Source organism: Microcella sp. (assembly GCF_025808395.1).
Classification (GTDB): Bacteria; Actinomycetota; Actinomycetes; order Actinomycetales; family Microbacteriaceae; genus Microcella.
Map to the genome: position 1 here is coordinate 93,377 of NZ_CP075524.1, position 19,155 is coordinate 112,531.

Below are 19,155 nucleotides of genomic sequence, written 5' to 3' on the forward strand. Positions count from 1 at the left end.
ATGGCCAAGAAATCGACACCTCCCGTGACCGCACTGCCCGCCGATGAGTCGCGCGGCAACGAGATCACCATCGAGCAGAGGGCCACTGAAGGTCTCAGCCTCGGCACGCTCGTGCGCCGCAAGTTCTTCAGGCACAAGGTCGCGGTCGCCGCGCTCTTCGTGCTCGGATTCATCGTGCTGGTGGCGTTCACCTCGGTGGGAACAGTGGTCGGCGGCTCGGGCCGGCTGGTGGCCGACCCCGAGACGGGTCGGCTCGCCGTCGACGGCTTCAGAATCGCCGGCTGGTGGAAGTACAACTGGTACGAGTCGTACGCCCTCGTGAACCCGGGCGGTGCGCCGACGCTCACCCTGTGGCCGTTCGCGATCGGCGAGCACCCGTTCGGTCAAGACACGACGGGCAAAGACATCTTCGCCCGCGTGATGCGCGGCACGCAGCAGTCGATCACCGTCATCGTGCTCGTCGGTGTGCTCTCGACGGTCATCGGCACGACGATCGGTGCGACCGCCGGGTACTTCCGCGGCAAGGTCGACTCGCTCCTCATGCGCGGCACCGACGTGATTCTGATCATCCCGCTGCTCGTGCTCGGCGCCGTGCTCGGCCGCTCGGTGGGTGGCAACACGATCGCCCTCGGCATTCTGCTCGGGCTGATCGCCTGGCCGCTGCTCGCTCGACTCGTGCGAGCCGAGTTCTTGGCGCTGCGTGAGCGCGAGTTCGTCGACGCGGCTCGCGTCGCCGGCGCGAAAGACGGTCGCATCATCTTCCGGCACATTCTGCCGAACACCGTCGGCGTGATCATCGTCAACGCGACGCTGCTCATGAGTGCGGCCATTCTCATCGAGACCTCGTTGAGCTTTCTCGGATTCGGCGTGAAGACTCCCGACATCTCGCTGGGTCAGATCATCAGCGAGTACCAGGGTGCGTTCAACACGAGGCCATGGCTGTTCTGGTGGCCCGGTCTCTTCATCATCATCATCGCCCTCGCGATCAACTTCGTCGGCGACGGGCTGCGCGACGCATTCGACCCGCGTCAGAAGGGCATGCCGAACCTGCGCCCGCTGCGCAAGCAGGCCTCTGACCTGGTGCGCGGCTGGGTGGCGGGCAGCCGTCGTGAGCGCGACACCACCTCGCTGAGGCAGTGACGACGATGATGCCGAGACTGGTGGCCGCGCGCCGCTCAGATCAGCGCAAGCACTGCCCAGATGGTCAGCGCCGCGGCGATGCCGAGGGTCGCCACGTGCCACCGTCGGTGCACGGGCTGGCCGTCAGCGGGCGACTCGCCCTGCGCATCGCGCCAGCGATCCCACGCGCGGCGAACGATCTCGGCGGCCTGACCCGAGTCGCTCGACAGCGCATCGCCGGGGCGGATGGTTCCGGCCAGGTAGGTGTCAGCGGCGAGGTTCTGATTCTCGCCTTTGGTCACGCGGTACAGGCCGTGCCTGCTCGGCGCCGGAGCGGCCCAGGCTGTCACGACGCCCGACGTGGTCTGCAGCGTCAGGGCCCACCGCGTGTCGATGGTGCGGATGCTCGCCCACGGCACCTGGGTGGTGGCGATGACCCCGACCACCGTGACGCCCGAGTCGTCGACCACCACGGCGGGTCGCCAGTAGGCGGCCCAGCCGAAGCCGCCGATGAGCGCGAGCACGGGCAGCACGGTGAGGGCGCCGGCAGCGCCCTCGGTCATGACGACCGCGACCAGAGCCACCAGCGCGCCTCCCGAGATGATGCCGGCGAGCACGCGGCTGCTGGTCGATCGAAACACGATGGGCTGCCCAGTCACGACGACCATCGTGCCACGGCCACCCATGACGACGGCGACGAGAGCCACAGAGAGCGAGAAGCACAGTGACCGAGACAACGACGCCGAAGGCGCCGATTCTGGAAGCGACCGACTTGGGAGTCGACTTCTGGGTCGAGGGCGAGTGGGTGACCGCAGCTGAGGGAGTCACCTATTCGGTGCAGCCGGGTGAGGTGCTCGCCATCGTCGGCGAGTCAGGGTCGGGCAAGAGCACGTCGTCGATGGCGCTGCTCGGCCTGCTGCCGCAGAACGGCCGAGCCTCGGGCAGCGTCAGGCTCAAGGGCGAAGAGCTCATCGACGCTCCCCTCGAGCGACTGCGCGAGATCAGAGGCAGCGGCATCGCCGTCATCTTCCAAGAGCCCATGACCGCGCTCAACCCGGTCTACACCGTCGGGTTCCAGATCGTCGAAGCGCTCAAGGTGCACAACCCGCGCATGCTGCGCAAGGCGGCGCGCGAACGTGCGCTCGAGCTGCTGCGGCTCGTCGAGATGCCCGACCCCCAGAAGGCATTCGACTCGTACCCGCACCAGTTGTCGGGCGGGCAGCGCCAGCGCGCGATGATCGCGCAGTCGCTGTCATGCGACCCCGCGCTGCTCATCGCCGATGAGCCGACGACGGCTCTCGACGTGACGGTGCAGGCCGAGATCATCGACCTGCTGCGCGACCTGAACGCTCGCCTCGGCAGCGGCATCATCCTCATCACGCACGACATGGGAGTGGTGGCCGACCTCGCCGACTCGGTCATCGTCATGAAAGACGGCAAAGTCGTCGAGTCGGGTTCGGTGCGGCAGATCTTCAAGAAGCCCGAGCACCCCTACACCCAGGCGCTGCTGGCGGCGGTTCCGCACCTCGGCACCGGCATTGCGGCCGAAGAGAGCATCGCGCACCGTGAGCCCGGAGTCGAGCCCGTCTTGCGCATGAGCGACCTGGTCGTCGAGTACCCGAAGCGCGGTCGAGTGCCCGCCTTCCGCGCCGTCGACAGCGCGAACCTCGAGATCTATCCGGGTGAAGTGCTCGGGCTTGTCGGCGAGTCGGGCTCGGGCAAGACGACGATCGCTCGCGCCGTTGTGGGCCTCATGCCCGCAACGAGCGGTGAGCTGTCGGTGGCCGGCCAGAACATGGTCGGGGTTCGCAGAGACGATCTGCGCAGCATCCGTCGCAAGATCGGCATCGTGTTTCAAGACCCCGGCTCGTCGCTCAACCCGCGCTGGCCGATCGGCGACTCGATCGGTGAGCCGCTGCAGCTGGCCGGCGAGAAAGACGAGAAGGTGGTGACGGCCAGGGTCGAGCACCTGCTCGAGATGGTCGAGCTTCCGCAGAGCTACCGCAACCGTTTTCCGCACGAGCTCTCGGGGGGCCAGCGGCAGCGGGTCGGCATCGCCCGTGCGCTCGCGCTCTCACCCAAGCTGCTTGTCGCCGATGAGCCGACCAGCGCCCTCGACGTCTCGGTGCAGGCCCGCGTGCTCGCGATTCTGCAGCAGATTCAGCGCGAGCAGCAGTTCGCGATCTTGTTCGTGAGCCACGACCTCGCCGTCGTCGACCTGCTGGCCGACCGCATCGCGGTGATGCACCGCGGCGTCATCGTCGAGCAGGGCTCGAAAGAGCAGATTCTGCGCAACCCGCAGCAGGACTACACGAGGCGTCTCATCGCCGCGGTGCCGGTGCCCGACCCTGACGAGCAGCGCGAACGACGCGAAGCGCGACGCGTCGCCGGCTAGGGCTCACGAGGGGCTGACGATCGCGCTGCAGGGCTGCGAACCGAAGTCGGCTCGCAGTCTGGGAGGATAGACCAATGGCTATCCGCACCCGCACCGACTTGCGCAACGTGGCGATCGTCGCCCACGTCGACCACGGCAAGACCACCCTCGTCGACGCGATGCTGCGGCAGACCGACTCGTTCGCTGCCCACGCGCACCTCGAAGACCGCGCAATGGACTCGAACGACCTCGAGCGAGAAAAAGGCATCACGATTCTCGCCAAGAACACGGCGGTCACCTACAAGGGCAAGCACGCCGGCGGTGACGAGATCACGATCAACGTCATCGACACTCCCGGGCACGCCGACTTCGGCGGCGAGGTCGAGCGCGGGCTGAGCATGGTCGACGGCGTCGTGCTGCTCGTCGACGCGAGCGAGGGGCCGCTGCCGCAGACTCGCTTCGTGCTGCGCAAGGCCCTGGCGGCGAAGCTTCCGGTCATTCTGCTCGTCAACAAGACAGACCGACCGGATGCCCGCATCGAGGCCGTCGAAGAAGAGACCCATGACCTGTTGCTCGGGCTCGCGAGCGACTTGCAAGACGAGGTGCCCGACCTCGACGTCGACGCCATTCTCGATCTTCCGGTGATCTACGCCTCGGGTCGCGCGGGCGCTGCGAGCCGCACGCGCCCGGCCGACGGCCAGTTGCCAGACAATGACGACCTCGAGCCGCTGTTCGAGGCGATTCTGCAGCATGTGCCGGCGCCGAGCTATGACGACGAGCACCCGCTGCAGGCTCACGTGACCAACCTCGATGCGAGCCCCTTCTTGGGTCGCATCGCGCTGCTGCGCATCTTCCACGGCACGCTCAAGAAGGGCCAGACCGTGGCATGGGTGCGCCACGACGGCTCGCACAGCTCGATGCGCATCACCGAGCTCATGAAGACGCGAGCTCTCGAGCGCTACCCGGCCGAGTCGGCGATGGCCGGCGACATCGTCGCCATCGCGGGCATCGAAGACATCACGATCGGTGAGACGATCGCCGACCCCGATGACGTTCGGCCGTTGCCGGCGATCACGGTCGATGAGCCGGCGATCTCGATGACGATCGGCACCAACACCTCACCGCTCGTCGGCAAGGTCAAGGGTCACAAGCTGACGGCGCGCATGGTGAAAGACCGCCTCGACCGCGAGCTCATCGGCAACGTCTCGATTCGCGTGGTCGACGTCGGCCGGCCCGACGCGTGGGAGGTGCAGGGGCGTGGCGAGCTCGCCCTCGCGATCCTCGTCGAGAACATGCGCCGCGAGGGCTTCGAGCTCACTGTGGGCAAGCCCCAAGTGGTGACGAAGACGATCGACGGCAAGCTGCACGAGCCGTTCGAGCACCTCACGATCGATGCACCCGAAGAGTATCTCGGCGCCATCACCCAGCTGCTCGCCGCTCGTCGCGGACGCATGGAGGGCATGACCAACCACGGCACGGGCTGGGTTCGCATGGAGTTCATCGTGCCGAGTCGCGGGCTCATCGGGTTTCGCACCGAGTTTCTCACCACGACTCGCGGCACCGGCATCGCCAATGCGATCGCGCACGGCTACGAGCCCTGGGCGGGCTCGATCGTCTCGCGCAACAACGGCTCGATCGTCGCCGACCGCGCGGGTGTCGTGACGAGCAACGCGATGATGACGCTGCAAGAGCGCATGACGTTCTTCGTCAAGCCGACCGAAGAGGTCTACGAGGGCATGGTCGTCGGCGAGAACTCGCGAGCCGACGACATGGACGTCAACATCACGAAAGAGAAGAAGCTCAACAACATCCGCTCGTCGACGGCCGAAGAGCTCGAGCGCCTCACGCCGCCTCGTCAGCTGACGCTCGAAGAGTGCCTCGAGTTCGCGCGCGAGGACGAGTGCGTCGAGGTGACTCCCGAGATCGTGCGCATTCGCAAGGTCGAGCTCGATCAGACCCTTCGTGCGCGCGCGGCGTCACGGCTCAAGAAGCAGAACGCCTGAGTGGTTCAGTTAGGCTGAACAGGTGAAGATCGCGCGGTTCAGCACCGGAGAAGACCCGCAGTTCGGCATCGTCGACGACGACGAACTCGTGGTGCTCGCCGGAGACCCCATGTTTCACGGCTACGAGACCACGGGCGAGCGCGTGAGGCTCGCTGACGCGCGCATTCTTGCGCCGGTCATCCCGCGTTCGAAGGTGGTCTGCATCGGCATGAACTTCGCCGCCCACGTGCAGACCATGCAGTACGACGGGCCGCAGAACCCGCTGATCTTCTTGAAGCCGAACACCGCGGTGATCGGGCCGGACGAGCCGATCATTCTGCCTCCCGTCGACGGTCGCATCACGCACGAGGGCGAGCTCGTCGTGGTCATCGGCGCCGTTGCCAAACGGGTGAAGCGAGAGAACTGGCGAGACGTCGTCTTCGGGTACACGATCGGCAACGACGTGTCTGCACGAGACGTGATGTTCGCCGACGGGCAGTGGGCGCGTGCGAAGGGCTTCGACACCTTCGCCCCCATCGGCCCGTTCATCGAGACCGAGCTCGACCCGTCGAACCTTGAGATCACGACGTTCGTCGACGGCGAGCCGCGTCGGGCAGGCAACACTCGAGACATGATCTACGGCGTGCCCGAGATCATCGAGTTCGTCAGCGACGCGTGGACCCTGCTGCCCGGTGACATCATCATGACGGGCACGCCAGACGGCCTGGGCGGCTTCACCGACGGCCAGACGGTCGAGATCACCATCGAGGGTCTCGGCACCCTGCGCAATCCGGCGAAGAACCGCGACGACCGCGTCGACGAACCGGCCTGAGCTCGCCTTCAGTGACCACCCACACCGTCGTCTCGGTCGCAGCGCTGCAGCGACGCACTCGGACGGTGCTCATGGCGGGTCAGATTCTCGCGGGGCTGGGCATGGGCGCCACGCTCTCGATCGGCGCGATTCTGGCGGCCGAGATCTCGGGCTCGCCCGCATTCAGCGGCATGGCGGCGACCATGGTGACGCTCGGCGCGGCGCTCGCGGCGATTCCCCTCGCGCGGCTGGCACGACGCGCTGGTCGGGCGCCCGCTCTCGCCACCGGAGCCCTCACCGCCGCCCTCGGCGCCATCCTGTCGATGGTGGCAGCGGGCACCGAGAGCTTCGCGCTCTTGCTGGTCGGCATCGCCCTCATCGGTTCAGGCACTGCCGTCAATCTGCAGTCGCGCTTCGCCGCCGTCGACTTGGCCGCCCCCAGCACGCGAGGCCGAGACCTCTCGCTCGTCGTCTGGGCGACCACCGTCGGCGCCGTCTCGGGCCCGAACCTCATCGGCCCCGGCGAGACCCTCGGCGCCTACCTGGGGCTGCCCGAGCTCAGCGGGCCCTTCCTCTTCACGGTGCTGGCACAGAGCCTCGCTGCCGCGCTCTACCTCATCGGCCTTCGCCCCGACCCTCTGCGCGTCGCCGCCGAGTGGCAGGCCGAGCAGCAGCGTGCGAGTCGCGCCGACGCCGAGCTGGCCGGTGTCGAGCAGCCGATCGTCGTGGCGGCGGTCGACGATCGGCCGGGCATCCGTCTCGCCATCCTGTCGATCGCGCTCAGTCACGCAACCATGGTCTCGGTGATGGCGATGACTCCCGTGCACCTGACCGCCCACGGCGCCAGCCTGGTCATCGTGGGGTTCACCATCAGCCTGCACATCGCGGGCATGTACGCGCTGTCGCCCGTCTTCGGAATCTTGGCTGACCGCGTCGGCCGGCGATTCACGATCGCGGTGGGGCAGGGGATGCTCGCCGCGAGCCTGCTCATGACGGGCTTCGGCGCCGAGAGCGAAGGCTGGGTGGTTGCCGGGCTCATCTTTCTCGGGCTGGGCTGGAGTGCCTCGACCGTTGCCGGCTCTGCGCTGCTCACCGAGTCGGCGCGGCCGGATCGCCGCACAATCGTGCAGGGGCGAAGCGACCTCGTGATGAGTGCAAGCGGGGCGGTGGGCGGCGCCCTGGCCGGTGTGGCGCTCGCTGCGCTCGGCTATTCGGGTCTCTCGTTCGTCACGATGGTGCTCGTGGGAGTCGTGATGTTCGTTTTGAGCACTACCCCGCGAAAGGGGGGAGCGGTCGAACCGGCCCCTCTCACCTAGACTTGCCACACATCACGACAGGGGGTCGTGAGGGGCTGCTGTTCAATCGGGGGGTCGAACAGTCAGGTCGAAACGGGTTTCGGGGGGAACCGTGAAGACGCACGTTGCAACCGCAGTCGTCGTGGCATTGCTGCTGATCGCGCCACCGATGACGGCTACCGCAGCGCAAGAAATCGCCGAACCGGCCCCCGGCATCGAAGCGCCCGTCGAGCACCGCGTCGACATCTCGACGTCGACCGGAATCGATGCCACGGCGTCATTGCTGCCGACCGCGGGGGTCTTCGCCGATGAGCGAGCCCTCATCCTGCAGCAGACGAACGCGCTGCGGGCCGCGAACAACCTGCCGCCGCTGCGGTTGAACGCTGCGCTCAACGACATCGCTCAAGACTGGTCGGTGCAGCAGGCGAGCGTGTCGACGATGTCGCACCGGCCGAGCTTCCACCTCTTGTATCCGGCCGGGTGGAGCCGGGCGGCTGAGAACGTGGCCGCAGGCTACGCCGCTTCGGCCGTGGTGAATGCGTGGGCGAACTCGCCGGGGCACAGAGCCAACCTGCTCTCGACCAACACTGACATCGGCATCGGTGTCGCCGCCAACGCTAACGGTCGGCTGTACTTCACCCAGAACTTCGGTCGATACGCATCGGCACCGCCGACACCGCCCGGCGCCGTCAACCGCATCTCGGGCAACGACCGGTTCTCGACATCGGCACAGATCTCGGCTCGCACCTTTCCGTCGGGCGCCAGCACGGTCTACATCGCCTCGGGTTTCGACTTTCCTGACGCGCTGAGCGCAGCCGCGCTCGCCGGCGCAGCGAACGGACCCCTGCTGCTCGTGCAACCCGGCTCGATTCCGCCGGTCATCATGAGCGAGCTGCGGCGACTGAACCCGAGCCGCATCGTGGTGGCGGGCGGCTCGGGCGTCGTGTCTGACTCGGTGCTCGCCAGCCTGCGCACGGTGACTACCAACGTGCAACGGGTCTCGGGCACGACCCGCTACGCGACGTCGCGCAATCTCGCGCTCGACGCATACAGGTCGACCGGAGCGCCCGTGGTCTACCTCGCCACCGGCACCGGCTTCGCCGACGCACTGGCTGCCGGGCCGGCAGCGGCATCGGTCAATGCTCCGGTCGTTCTGGTGTTCGGTCTCGCCCCTGCCGCCGATGCTGAGACCCTCGCCCTGCTGAACACCTTCTCGACCAGACGAGTCGTGATCGTCGGCGGTGAGGGCGCTGTAAGTGCCGGCATCGAGCAGTCGCTCGTCGCGGCGGGGCTCGAGGTCTCGCGGTTCTCGGGAGCAGACCGCTACTCGACCGCATCGCTCATCGCCTCGCACCACTTTCCGCACGCGGCGCGCAGCTACCTCGCCACCGGCACGAGCTTCGCCGATGCGCTCTCGGGCGGTGCGGCCGCGGGTGCGCTCGGTGCTCCGCTCTTCACGGTGCTCTCGAGCTGCGTGCCGTCGTCAGCCCATTCGGCGCTCAACTCGCAAGACCCAGACGACCTCGTGCTGCTCGGTGGGCTCGGCGCGCTGAGCCCGACCGTCGCGGGGTTCTACCGCTGCTGAGCCGCGCGAGTCGAGGCGGGGCTCTCGCGAGGCGAGCATCTGGCACCGCCTAGACTGGCTCGCTGTGACCAGCCCCGCCTTCTCGACCGCGACCGGCGCCGATGTGCGCGTGCGGTTCTGCCCCTCACCGACCGGAACCCCGCATGTCGGGCTCATTCGCACCGCCCTGTTCAACTGGGCGTACGCGCGGCACACGGGCGGCACCATGGTCTTTCGCATCGAAGACACCGACCAGGCGCGCGACAGCGAAGAGAGCTACCACCAGTTGCTCGATGCGCTGCGCTGGCTCGGTATCGACTGGGATGAAGGCGTCGAGACGGGCGGACCGCACGCACCATACCGGCAGTCGCAGCGGGGCGAGATCTACGCGGGCGTCATCGAGCGCCTGCGCGCGAGCGGCCACCTCTACGAGAGCTTCATGACGGGGGAGGAGATCGAGGCGAAGAATCTCGAGCTCGGCCGAGACCCGAAGCAGGGCTACGACAACTGGGAGCGTGAGCTCAGCGACGAGCAGAAGGCCGCCTACCGTGCCGAAGGCCGCGAGCCCGCCCTGCGTCTGCGCGTGCCAGACACCGACCTCAGTTTCACCGATCTCGTGCGCGGCGAGATCACCTTCCCGGCGGGCAGCTTCGTCGACTTCGTCGTGGTGCGCCCCAACGGCGCACCGCTCTACACCTTCGTCAACCCGGTCGATGATGCGCTCATGGGCATCACGCACGTGCTGCGCGGCGAAGACTTGCTGTCGTCGACCCCGCGGCAGATCGCGCTCTATCACGCCCTCATCGAGGTTGGCGTCGCGACAGCGATTCCGCAGTTCGGGCACTTGCCCTACGTCACGGGCGAGGGCAACAAGAAGCTGTCGAAGCGCGACCCCGAGTCGAACCTGTTCCACCACCGTGATCGCGGCTTCATCCGCGAGGGGCTGCTCAACTATCTCTCGCTGCTCGGCTGGTCGCTCGCCGCAGACCGCGACGTCTTCACGATGGACGAGATGACGGCCGCATTCGACGTCGTCGATGTCAACCCCAACCCCGCGCGATTCGACGTGAAGAAGGCCGAGGCCATCAACGGCGACCACGTGCGGCGGCTGGCGCTCGACGAGTTCGTCGAGCGCAGCATTCCGTATTGCAGCGGTGCGGGCCTCTTCAACGACGTGCCCCGCCCTGCTGAGCGCGCGATGCTCGCGGCCGCGGCCCCGCTCGTGCAGGAGCGGGTGGCGCTGCTCGGCGAAGTGCCCGGCATGGTCGCCTTTCTTTTCACGGCCGACGACGACCTCGAGATCGAGTCGGATGCTCGCGCGACGCTCGGCGACGATGCTGCAGCGGTGCTCGACGCCGGGGTCGCCGCCCTTGAGCAGCTCGCCGACTTCACCCCTGCGACCATCGAAGAGGCATTGCGCGCAGCCCTCATCGACGGGCTCGGTCTCAAACCGCGGCTCGCGTTCGGGCCTCTGCGCGTTGCAGTCTCGGGGCGCCGCGTGAGCCCGCCGCTGTTCGAGTCGATGGAACTGCTGGGTCGCGAGTCGACCCTGGCGCGGCTGCGGGCGCTGCGCGCCTCTCTCTAGGGCCGATCTGCTCTCGGTGGTGCCGGCATGCGCCTCACGTCGGCGACCCGCTCTGCGATGGCCACTTGCACGGGCGGGCGCAGCAGCACCCACGCCGCGGCCATGACGACGACAGAGCCGGCGAACACGAGCACGCCGAGCCAGCTCGCGCTGTCGTCGAGGCCGAGATACATGGCGTTGAGGTTGCGGCGGGCTCCGGTGAGCAGCACGAGACCGACGTGCACGGCCGTGAAGGCGAGGTAGTACCAGAGCACGAGCGAGTGTGTCTGCCGCGCCCAGGCGTCGCTCAGCGGGCCGGTGCTGCGCATCCACCGTTGAGGCCACACCGGCGAGAGCCGCAGCCCGGTGACGAGCGCGAGCGGTGATGCGATGAAGACCGTGGCGCCGTAGAACAGCACCTGCAGGCTGTTGTACCGCACCCAGCTCTCGTGAGCGGGCCAGTCGAGCGACAGGTACTGCGCGGCCGCTGAGATCGCGTTCGGCACGACCGCCCACTCGGTGGGCACGACTCGCGCCCAGTGCCCCGTGACCACCAGCAGGGTCACGTAGACGAGGCCCGTCGCGACCCACAGCGTGACCACCACGAGGTGCCACCACGTGTGAATGCCCAGCCGTTTCGGTGCACCGGCTGTGCGCAGCGGGCCGCGATTGCGGCGCGTCACGAAGGCGATCGGCCGGGCACTCGAGCGCAGGTGCAGCCCCGAGCTCACGATGAAGAGCAAGAAGAAGCCGTTGGCGAAGTGCGTCCAACTGAGCCAGGGCGCGAAGCCTGCAGGGGTTCCGGCCGGCACGTCGACCGACCCGGGGTGGTCGGCGATGAACGCCATGCCGGCGGCCGTCGACCTCCACGCCTGCGCGGCCGCGATGGCGACCGCGAGCAGCGCCAGACCGACCACGGTGACGATGGCGATGCGCGCGATGCGAGACCGTGAAACCAGCACCTCTCGAGCGTAGGGTAAACTCGCTCACTGGCCCGCTCGCGGGCCTCTTCAGCGGGGCTCTGGCCCGGTTGATGGGGTGTGGTGTAATTGGCAACACGGCTGATTCTGGTTCAGTTGTTCTTGGTTCGAGTCCAGGCACCCCAGCTCTGAGTAACGACCGACCGCGCGTGCAGCGCGTACTCTCGAGGGCATGCGCCTCGGAGTGATCGACGTCGGCTCGAACACCGTTCACCTGCTCGTGGTCGACGCGCATCCCGGTGCGAGCCCCGTGCCTTTTCACTCGCAGCGGTCGACGCTGCGCCTGATGCGCTATCTCGACGCAGACGGTGCGATCGTCGATGAGGGGCAGCAGTTGCTCGTCGACGCGATTCGCGAGGCGGTCGACGCGGTCGACGCCATCGGGGTCGACGACCTCATGAGCACGGCGACATCGGCGATTCGCGAGGCGGCGAACGGCGAGCAGGTGCTCGCGCGCATCGCTCACGAGACGGGTGTCGCACTGCAGGTGCTGTCGGGTGAAGACGAAGCGCGCATCACCATGCTCGCCGTACGGCGCTGGTTCGGCTGGTCTGCCGGTGAGATCTTGCTGTTCGACATCGGCGGCGGTTCGTTCGAGATCGCCCAGGGCGCCGATGAATATCCCGATGTGCAGGTGTCGATGCCTCTCGGGGCCGGTCGCACGACTCTCAACTTTCTGCGCGACGACCCGCCGCGGCGCGAGGCGGTCTCGGCGTTGCGCGCGCATGCTCGATCGACGTTCACCGAGGTGCGCGAGAGGCTGTTCGCCGGGCGCCCGACGCCGACGCGAGTCGTGGGCACCTCGAAGACCATCCGTTCACTGGCACGACTCGTCGGCGGCCCCGCCGACCCGGTCACTGGTCGGCTCGCGCCCATCCACTACACGGGGCTGCGCGAGTGGGAGCCGACTCTGCGCGAGATGCCGTCAGAGGTGCGGCAGTACCTGCCGGGCATCACCCCCGAGCGCGGGTATCAGATTCTCGCCGGAGCGATCGTGCTGCGCACGGCCATGAAGGTGTTCGAGGTGTCGACCCTGACGGTGTCGCCGTGGGCGCTGCGCGAGGGCGTCGTGCTGCGCTACATGGATGCCCTCGCCGCGTCGCCTGGTCTGTCGCGCTAGTCGCGCGGCCGGGTGCACGCTGGGTGCACGGTCACTCGAGCCAGTCGGCGTCGTCGGCGGGGCGAGCGTACGCGGTGCCCGTCGCGCGGTCGAACTCGATCTCGCACCGCCAGCAGACGTGCGTCGGGTCAGGGTCGCGTTCGCCGACGGTGCATCCGCCGAGCACGATGCGCCCAGCCTCTGCCGATTCGCGGTCGGCACTGCCCGGGTAGCCGTAGATGATCGGCACCACCTCGGTCGAGCCGCATCGGGGGCACTTGGCGCGTTGTGCGGTCATGAGGGCAGTGTGACGCGGCCCTCTGACATCGTCGGCAACTCAGGGGCGCCCACCTCGGCATAGATATAGACAGTGGCACTATCGATAGTGTTACTATCTGTGCATGAGGATGTCCGAGCTCAGCTCCACGACCGACACACCTGTGCCCACGCTCAAGTTCTACCTGCGCGAGCACCTGCTGCACGCCGGCGAGCGCACGAGCCCCAATCAGGCGCAGTACGACGATGGTCACGTCGAGCGCGTTCGCCTCGTGCGCGCGCTGCTCGAGGTGGGGGGCCTCAGCGTCGCGCAGGCCGCCCGCGTGGTTGCCGCCCTCGACTCTGAACTGCCGTTGTCGAGCGTCTTCGGTGTGGCGCAACGCGCGGTGAGCATCCCCGCCGCGATCGCAGGCGACGACACGACACCGGATGCTCCCGCCCGGCCGAGCGCAGGCCGAGCCCGCATCGATGCCCTGTGCGAGAGCCGCGGCTGGCGGGTCTACCCGAACAACCCCGGCCTGCCGCTCGCCGCGCGCGTGCTCGACACCTATGCCGAGCTCGGGCTGCAGCACATCACCGACACAGCGCTCGAGGGCTACGCCGAGGCGGCAGATCTCGTCGCCGCCGCAGACCTCGCGGCGGTCGGTGCGGTCGCCGAGCCCACCGAGATGACCCGCACTGTCGCCGCGGGCACCGTGCTCGGCGATGCGCTGCTCGCGGGGCTTCGCCGCATCGCGCAAGAGGCAGAGTCGTTCCGCCGGTTTCCCGCACCACCCTCCACCACGACAACCACGACCGACCCTGAGGACTGCTGATGCACACCACACATCCCGAACCCCAACCCGCCTCGAGTGGTCAGTTGTTGTCGCAACGCACTGCTGAGGCGGCAACAACTGACCACTCTGGGCGAGGAGCAGCCGACTGGCGCCTCGACCTTCCGCCGAGCCGCTGGCACCGCCCCCTGCTCGCACTGGGCATCCTGCTGGCAGGCCTGACGGTGGCGACGGCGGTCGGCTGGCTCATCGACGACCGCGAGCTGCTCGGCGTCAATCTGTGGGAGAAGCCGCTGAAGTTCGCCATCTCGGGCACCATCTACGCCGTCACCTGGGCGTGGATCATCGGCCACTTCACCCGCTGGCAGCGCGTGGCGTGGTGGGCCGGCACGGTGATCGCGATCACGCTCGCGATCGAGCTCGTCGTCATCACCGGTGCCGCGATGGCGGGCATCACGAGCCACTTCAACGTGTCGACTCCGCTCGCGACCACCCTGTGGTCGATCATGGCGGCAGCGATCACCACGCTGTGGGTCGCCACGTTCGTCGCCGCCGCCGCCCTGTGGCGCAACCCGGGGGCCGACCCCGCGCGTCAGGCGGCGATTCGCACCGGCGTCGCGATCTCGTTGCTGGGCATGGGTCTCGCCTTTCTCATGACGGGCCCGAATGCCGAGCAGCTGAACGACTTTCAAGGCATCGCCGGTGCCCACGCGGTCGGAGTCGCCGACGGCGGCCCCGGCCTGCCCCTGCTCGGCTGGAGCACCGAGGGCGGCGACCTGCGCATTCCGCACTTCATCGGCATGCACGCCCTGCAGGCGCTGCCCCTGCTCGCGCTGCTGCTCGAGCTCGGCGCGCGCCGACTGGGTGTGCTGCGCGACTGGGCCGTTCGGCGCGGCCTCGTGCTCACGGGCGCGGGCGCCTACCTCGCGGTCGTCGGTCTCGTCACGTTGCAGGCTCTGCGCGGCCAGTCGATCGTGGCACCGGATGCCCTGACTCTCGCCATCGCTGCCGCCATCGCCGCACTGGCTCTCGCCGCATCGCTCGGGGTGCTCGTCGCGGGATCGCGACGGCGAGCCTCCCGAACGACCCACGAGCAAACCCTGTGAATGGCCCCCAGGGCGCCTGAGCGCCCCGTACGTTGGAGGCATGAGCTCGAACACGGCAGTGGTCGTCGGCTCGGGGCCGAACGGTCTCGCGGCCGCCGCCGTGCTCGCGCGCGCCGGGGTGCGCACGACGGTGCTCGAGCGGGCCGACTCGATCGGCGGTGGCGCCCGCACCGCTGAGCTCACGCTGCCGGGCTTCGCGCACGACCTGGGTTCGGCGGTGCATCCGCTCGCCGTCTCGTCGGGGTTTTTCCGCCGGTTCGAGCTGCAGAAGCGCATCGAGCTCGTGACGCCCGAGGTCTCGTACGGCCACCCGCTCGATGACCGACCGGCGGTGCTCGCCTATCGAGATCTCGAGCGCACCGTCGAGCATCTGGGTGTCGACGGCTCGGCATGGCGCAGCCTGCTGGGCCCGCTCGTCGAGCGCGCCCAGCGCGTGGCGCAGTTCGCTGGGTCGTCGCTGCTGCGGGTTCCTGCCCACCCGGTGACGACCGCACTGTTCGGCCTCAGAGCACTCGAGCAGGGCAGCCCTGCCTGGAACCTCCGCTGGCGCGAGGCGGCTGCTCCGGCGCTGCTCTCGGGTGTCGCGGCGCACTCGGTGCAGCCGATGCCATCGCTGTCGACCTCGGGTGCCGCTCTCGCGCTCGCCACGGCGGGGCACGCGGGCGGCTGGCCGATTCCGATCGGCGGCAGTCAGTCGATCATCGACGCGCTCGTCGCCGACCTTCGAGCGCACGGGGGAACGATCGAGACCGGCGTCGACATCACGTCGCTCGCCGAGGTGGAGCACGCCGATGCCGTGCTGCTCGACATCACTCCTCGCGCCCTCGTGCGCCTCGCGTCAGACAGCATGCCCGCGTCGTACCGCCGACGACTGCTCGCATACCGTCACGGCGACGCCGTCGCGAAAGTCGACTTCGCTCTCAGCGGCCCCGTGCCGTGGATCGACCCCGCGCTGAGAACCGTGCCGACCCTGCACCTCGGCGGAACCCGCGAGCGCATCGCCGCCGCCGAAGCCGCGGTCGCGCGAGGGCAGCACGCCGACGACCCCTACGTGCTCGTCTCGCAGCCGTCGACCGTCGACCCTTCTCGAGCGCCCGACGGCAAGCACGTGCTGTGGACGTACACGCACGTGCCGCACGGCTCGACGCTCGACCAGACCGAGGCGATCATCCGCCAGATCGAACGGTGGGCACCAGGGTTCCGCGACGTCATCGAAGCGTCGACGAGTGCGACGGCGATGGACATGCAGCGCCAGAACGCCAACTACATCGGCGGCGACATCGCGACAGGGGCGGCGACGCTCTGGCAGTTGGCCGCCCGGCCCACCCTCGCGATCACCCCCTGGCGCACGCCGATGCCAGGGGTCTACCTGTGCTCGTCGGCGACGCCACCGGGGCCGGGGGTGCACGGGCTCGCGGGCGCGTACGCCGCACGGTCAGCGCTGCGGCACGAATTCGGCATCGAACGGCTTCCGTTTCTGGGAGTCACCAAGGGGGAACACTGATGGCACGCACGACCACAGTCATGAACTGCCCGCCCGAAGCAGTCTTCGCGGTGCTCGCCGACGGCTGGACGTATCCGTCGTGGGTCGTAGGGGCGTCGCGCATGCGCGGCGTCGACGAGTCGTGGCCCGAGCCCGGCTCGTGCATCCGCCACTCCGTCGGTATCTGGCCGGCGGTCATCGACGACGAGACCGAGGTGATCGCATGGGATGCCCCGCGCCGAGCAGAGTTCATCGCGCGCGGGTGGCCGATCGGCGAGGCACGCATCGTCATGGAGGTGCGGCCGCACCCGAAGGGCTGCATCGTGCGCATGACCGAGTATGCGGTGCGCGGGCCAGTGCAGTACCTGCCGCGATTCGTGACCGACCCGCCGCTCGATCTGCGCAACCGCGAAGCGCTGCGGCGCCTCGGCTATCTGGCCGAGGGCATGTGGCAGAACGACGAGACCGAAGAGCGGTCGAGTGCCGAAGACCGCGGCGAAGAGTAGTCAGTCGAGCTCGAGAGATTCGCCCGGCTGCAGCACGGTCACGCGACCTCCGTGCGCTTCGACCGCCGAGGTGATGCGCGCGTTCGCCATCGCGTTGCCGATCTCGGAGTTGACGCGCTCGTGGGTCGGAAACGCGTGCCGGGGCTTCACCGCGTCGAGGTAGTCGATGACCTCGCCGATCTTGAGCCACGGAGCGCTCGACGGCACCGCGAGCACTGGCACGTCGCTCGTCGGCACGGTGAACGAGTCGCCGGGGTAGTAGAGGGTCTCGTTGACGAAGACTCCCACGTTGTCGATGATCGGAATCGAGCGGTGGATGGTCGCATGGTGTCCGCCCGAAAAGGCGAGCGCGAACGGCCCGGCAGTGCGCACGTCTCCCGCGTCGACGACCTGCCAGTGGTAGTCGGGGTGCGCCGCGGCGACCCCTGCCGGAGCGAACAGCTCGACGGCGCCCGACGCGTGCGCCAGCAACCGATCGAGGTGCTCGCGCGTCACATGGTCGGCGTGCTCGTGCGTGACGACGATCGCCGCGAGCGCGTCGACGACGAACGGTTCGGTGTAGGTGCCAGGGTCGATGACGAGCGTCGCCCCATCGTGCTCGACGACGAGGCACGCGTGCTCTCGTTTGGTGATGTTCATGCCGCCACCCTAGCCAGCGCGCCTCGACGCGACACCCCCGGGGGGTACCCTGGTCTCGTGATCGACGACATCAAGAAGCGCGCCCTGCACCGCTCACGCATCCTCCAGGGCCAATTGCGCGGCATCGAGAAGATGATCGAGAGCGAGGAGTACTGCGTCGACATCATCACGCAGTCGCTCGCCGTGCAGAAGAGCCTGCGCAGCCTCAACAAGCTGCTCGTCGAGAACCATCTGCGCACCCATGTCACCGACATGTTCGACGCGGGCGCCGACGAGCGCGAGAAGGCGGTCGCCGAGCTGCTCGCAGTCTTCGAGCTGCAGCAGAACCGGGGCAGCTGAGCCGCGCGCGGGGCGGGCCGCCGACGCGCCATAATCAGCGCATGACATCGTCGTCGAAACGCATCGTCGTGGCCATCAACCCGAACGCCTCGTTCGGCCGCGGTCGAGAGGTCGGCCCGGCCGTCGTCACAACGCTGCGAGGTCTCGGCCACGAGGTCACGAGCCTCATCGAACCCGACTTCGCCCAGCTGCTCGAGGCGACTCGCGCCGCCGTGCGCGAGAAGCCCGACGCGCTCGTCGTGGTCGGCGGCGACGGCATGGTCAACCTCGGGGTGACCGCGCTGCAGGGCACGAAGGTGCCCCTCGGGCTGGTGCCGAGCGGCACCGGCAACGACGTGGCGCGCGGGCTGGGCATCCCGATCGGCGACACCGAAGCGGCCATCGAGCACCTCGCAAGCGCCCTGCAGAAGCCGCCCCGAGCGATCGATGCCGGGTCTATCTCGTTCGAGGGCGGGCGAGCGCGTTTCGGGTGCATTCTGTCTGCCGGCTTCGATGCCCTCGTCAACGAGCGCGCCAACCGCATGACTCGCCCGCGCGGACGCAGCCGCTACACGATCGCCCTGCTCGTCGAGCTCGCCAGACTGCGCCCCATCGACTACACCCTCACCCTCGACGGCGTCGTGCACCGCGAGCGGGCGATGCTCGTCGCCGTCGCCAACAACCTGTCGTTCGGCGGCGGCATGAAGGTGGCCCCCGATGCGAGCCTCGACGACGGGCTGTTCGACGTCGTCTACGTGAAACCGCTGGGCCGGCTCGCGTTCTTGCGCATCTACCCGCGCGTCTTCGCCGGAACTCACGTGACCGACCCCCGCGTCGTCGCGCAGCGCGCTCGCTCGGTGCGCATCGAGGCAGCCGGCGTCGTCGCCTACGCCGACGGCGAGAGAATCGCGCCGCTGCCGGTCGATATCGAGATGGATGCCGGCAGCCTCCGCGTGCTCGCCTGACCCCGGCCCGCGGTTTGGTCGGGGTGAGAGCGCTGTGGCATACTCGTACGGTTGCAGCCGCGGCCCCATCGTATAGCGGCCTAGTACGCCGCCCTCTCACGGCGGTAACGCGGGTTCGAATCCCGCTGGGGTCACCACCAGAAACCGCCCGGAGTCGTCCGGGTGGTTTCTTTGGTTAACGCGCGAAGCGGTGCTTCGCGGGGTTCGAATCCCGCTGGGGTCACCACCAGAAACCGCCCGGAGTCGTCCGGGTGGTTTCTTTGGTTAACGCGCGAAGCGATGCTTCGCGGGGTTCGAATCC

At 68.4% G+C, this 19,155-nt stretch carries 18 protein-coding genes and 2 tRNA genes; 16 read left to right on the forward strand and 4 right to left on the reverse strand.

Annotated elements, in window-relative coordinates; all coding sequences use genetic code 11:
• Nucleotides 1-1,140, forward strand: a complete 1,140-nt coding sequence (locus KIT89_RS00475) for an ABC transporter permease (protein ID WP_297602492.1) — start codon at nucleotides 1-3, stop codon at nucleotides 1,138-1,140.
• A gap of 35 nt (nucleotides 1,141-1,175) precedes the next feature.
• On the opposite strand, the gene KIT89_RS00480 is transcribed toward KIT89_RS00475, so the two are convergent.
• Nucleotides 1,176-1,826, reverse strand: a complete 651-nt coding sequence (locus KIT89_RS00480) for a PH domain-containing protein (protein ID WP_297602493.1) — start codon at nucleotides 1,824-1,826, stop codon at nucleotides 1,176-1,178.
• A gap of 17 nt (nucleotides 1,827-1,843) precedes the next feature.
• Between KIT89_RS00480 and KIT89_RS00485 the strand changes: the two genes are divergently transcribed.
• The 6 genes from KIT89_RS00485 (at nucleotide 1,844) to gltX (ending at nucleotide 10,730) form a co-directional block, all read left to right on the forward strand.
• Complete coding sequence (locus tag KIT89_RS00485) at nucleotides 1,844-3,514, forward strand: ABC transporter ATP-binding protein (RefSeq protein WP_297602494.1); 1,671 nt, start codon at nucleotides 1,844-1,846, stop codon at nucleotides 3,512-3,514.
• A 74-nt stretch (nucleotides 3,515-3,588) separates the two neighbouring features.
• Nucleotides 3,589-5,496, forward strand: a complete 1,908-nt coding sequence (gene typA, locus KIT89_RS00490; protein WP_297602495.1) for a translational GTPase TypA — start codon at nucleotides 3,589-3,591, stop codon at nucleotides 5,494-5,496.
• Between the two features lie 22 nt (nucleotides 5,497-5,518).
• The gene (locus KIT89_RS00495) at nucleotides 5,519-6,307 is read left to right on the forward strand and encodes a fumarylacetoacetate hydrolase family protein (protein ID WP_297602496.1); all 789 of its coding nucleotides are present in this window, start codon (nucleotides 5,519-5,521) and stop codon (nucleotides 6,305-6,307) included.
• A gap of 11 nt (nucleotides 6,308-6,318) precedes the next feature.
• Nucleotides 6,319-7,602, forward strand: coding sequence for an MFS transporter (locus tag KIT89_RS00500; RefSeq protein WP_297602498.1), 1,284 nt, complete (start codon nucleotides 6,319-6,321; stop codon nucleotides 7,600-7,602).
• Nucleotides 7,603-7,693: 91 nt separating this feature from the next.
• A complete protein-coding gene (locus KIT89_RS00505; protein WP_297602500.1) occupies nucleotides 7,694-9,166 on the forward strand; it encodes a cell wall-binding repeat-containing protein in 1,473 nt (490 codons plus the stop codon).
• Between the two features lie 64 nt (nucleotides 9,167-9,230).
• On the forward strand, nucleotides 9,231-10,730 hold the full coding sequence (gltX, locus tag KIT89_RS00510) for a glutamate--tRNA ligase (protein WP_297602501.1): 1,500 nt from the start codon (nucleotides 9,231-9,233) through the stop codon (nucleotides 10,728-10,730).
• Here the strand turns inward: gltX and KIT89_RS00515 are convergent.
• Nucleotides 10,727-11,671, reverse strand: coding sequence for a cytochrome b/b6 domain-containing protein (locus KIT89_RS00515; RefSeq protein ID WP_297602502.1), 945 nt, complete (start codon nucleotides 11,669-11,671; stop codon nucleotides 10,727-10,729). The two genes, gltX and KIT89_RS00515, sit on opposite strands and share 4 nt — an antisense overlap.
• 72 nt (nucleotides 11,672-11,743) lie before the next feature.
• Between KIT89_RS00515 and KIT89_RS00520 the strand changes: the two genes are divergently transcribed.
• A tRNA-Gln gene (locus KIT89_RS00520) sits at nucleotides 11,744-11,815 on the forward strand.
• 46 nt (nucleotides 11,816-11,861) lie between these two features.
• Complete coding sequence (locus KIT89_RS00525) at nucleotides 11,862-12,809, forward strand: Ppx/GppA family phosphatase (RefSeq protein ID WP_297602503.1); 948 nt, start codon at nucleotides 11,862-11,864, stop codon at nucleotides 12,807-12,809.
• Between the two features lie 31 nt (nucleotides 12,810-12,840).
• Here the strand turns inward: KIT89_RS00525 and KIT89_RS00530 are convergent, their stop codons facing one another.
• Nucleotides 12,841-13,086 carry a hypothetical protein gene (locus tag KIT89_RS00530; RefSeq protein ID WP_297602505.1) on the reverse strand — a complete coding sequence of 82 codons (246 nt, stop codon included), beginning with the start codon at nucleotides 13,084-13,086 and terminating at the stop codon, nucleotides 12,841-12,843.
• Between the two features lie 103 nt (nucleotides 13,087-13,189).
• Between KIT89_RS00530 and KIT89_RS00535 the strand changes: the two genes are divergently transcribed.
• The 4 genes from KIT89_RS00535 to KIT89_RS00550 are packed head-to-tail and all read left to right on the forward strand — an operon-like array spanning nucleotide 13,190 to nucleotide 16,932.
• Complete coding sequence (locus tag KIT89_RS00535; protein ID WP_297602506.1) at nucleotides 13,190-13,879, forward strand: MerR family transcriptional regulator; 690 nt, start codon at nucleotides 13,190-13,192, stop codon at nucleotides 13,877-13,879.
• Nucleotides 13,879-14,943, forward strand: coding sequence for a hypothetical protein (locus KIT89_RS00540; RefSeq protein WP_297602507.1), 1,065 nt, complete (start codon nucleotides 13,879-13,881; stop codon nucleotides 14,941-14,943). The genes KIT89_RS00535 and KIT89_RS00540 overlap by 1 nt, the downstream gene beginning before the upstream one ends.
• Before the next feature lie 40 nt (nucleotides 14,944-14,983).
• Nucleotides 14,984-16,447 (forward strand): NAD(P)/FAD-dependent oxidoreductase, encoded by a 1,464-nt coding sequence (locus KIT89_RS00545; protein ID WP_297602508.1) that lies wholly within the window; start codon nucleotides 14,984-14,986, stop codon nucleotides 16,445-16,447.
• Nucleotides 16,447-16,932, forward strand: coding sequence for an SRPBCC family protein (locus KIT89_RS00550; RefSeq protein WP_297602509.1), 486 nt, complete (start codon nucleotides 16,447-16,449; stop codon nucleotides 16,930-16,932). Before KIT89_RS00545 ends, KIT89_RS00550 begins: the two co-directional genes overlap by 1 nt.
• On the opposite strand, the gene KIT89_RS00555 is transcribed toward KIT89_RS00550, so the two are convergent.
• A complete protein-coding gene (locus KIT89_RS00555; protein WP_297602511.1) occupies nucleotides 16,933-17,571 on the reverse strand; it encodes an MBL fold metallo-hydrolase in 639 nt (212 codons plus the stop codon).
• Between the two features lie 57 nt (nucleotides 17,572-17,628).
• Here KIT89_RS00555 and KIT89_RS00560 point away from each other — a divergent pair, with 57 nt between their 5' ends.
• From KIT89_RS00560 to KIT89_RS00570, 3 genes are all read left to right on the forward strand, one after another.
• Nucleotides 17,629-17,910: a metal-sensitive transcriptional regulator gene (locus KIT89_RS00560; RefSeq protein WP_297602512.1), complete on the forward strand. Its 282-nt coding sequence runs from the start codon at nucleotides 17,629-17,631 to the stop codon at nucleotides 17,908-17,910.
• A 41-nt stretch (nucleotides 17,911-17,951) separates the two neighbouring features.
• On the forward strand, nucleotides 17,952-18,854 hold the full coding sequence (locus tag KIT89_RS00565) for a diacylglycerol kinase family protein (protein ID WP_297602514.1): 903 nt from the start codon (nucleotides 17,952-17,954) through the stop codon (nucleotides 18,852-18,854).
• A gap of 61 nt (nucleotides 18,855-18,915) precedes the next feature.
• Nucleotides 18,916-18,991: transfer RNA gene (locus tag KIT89_RS00570), tRNA-Glu, on the forward strand.
• The last annotated feature ends 164 nt before the right edge of the window (nucleotides 18,992-19,155 follow it).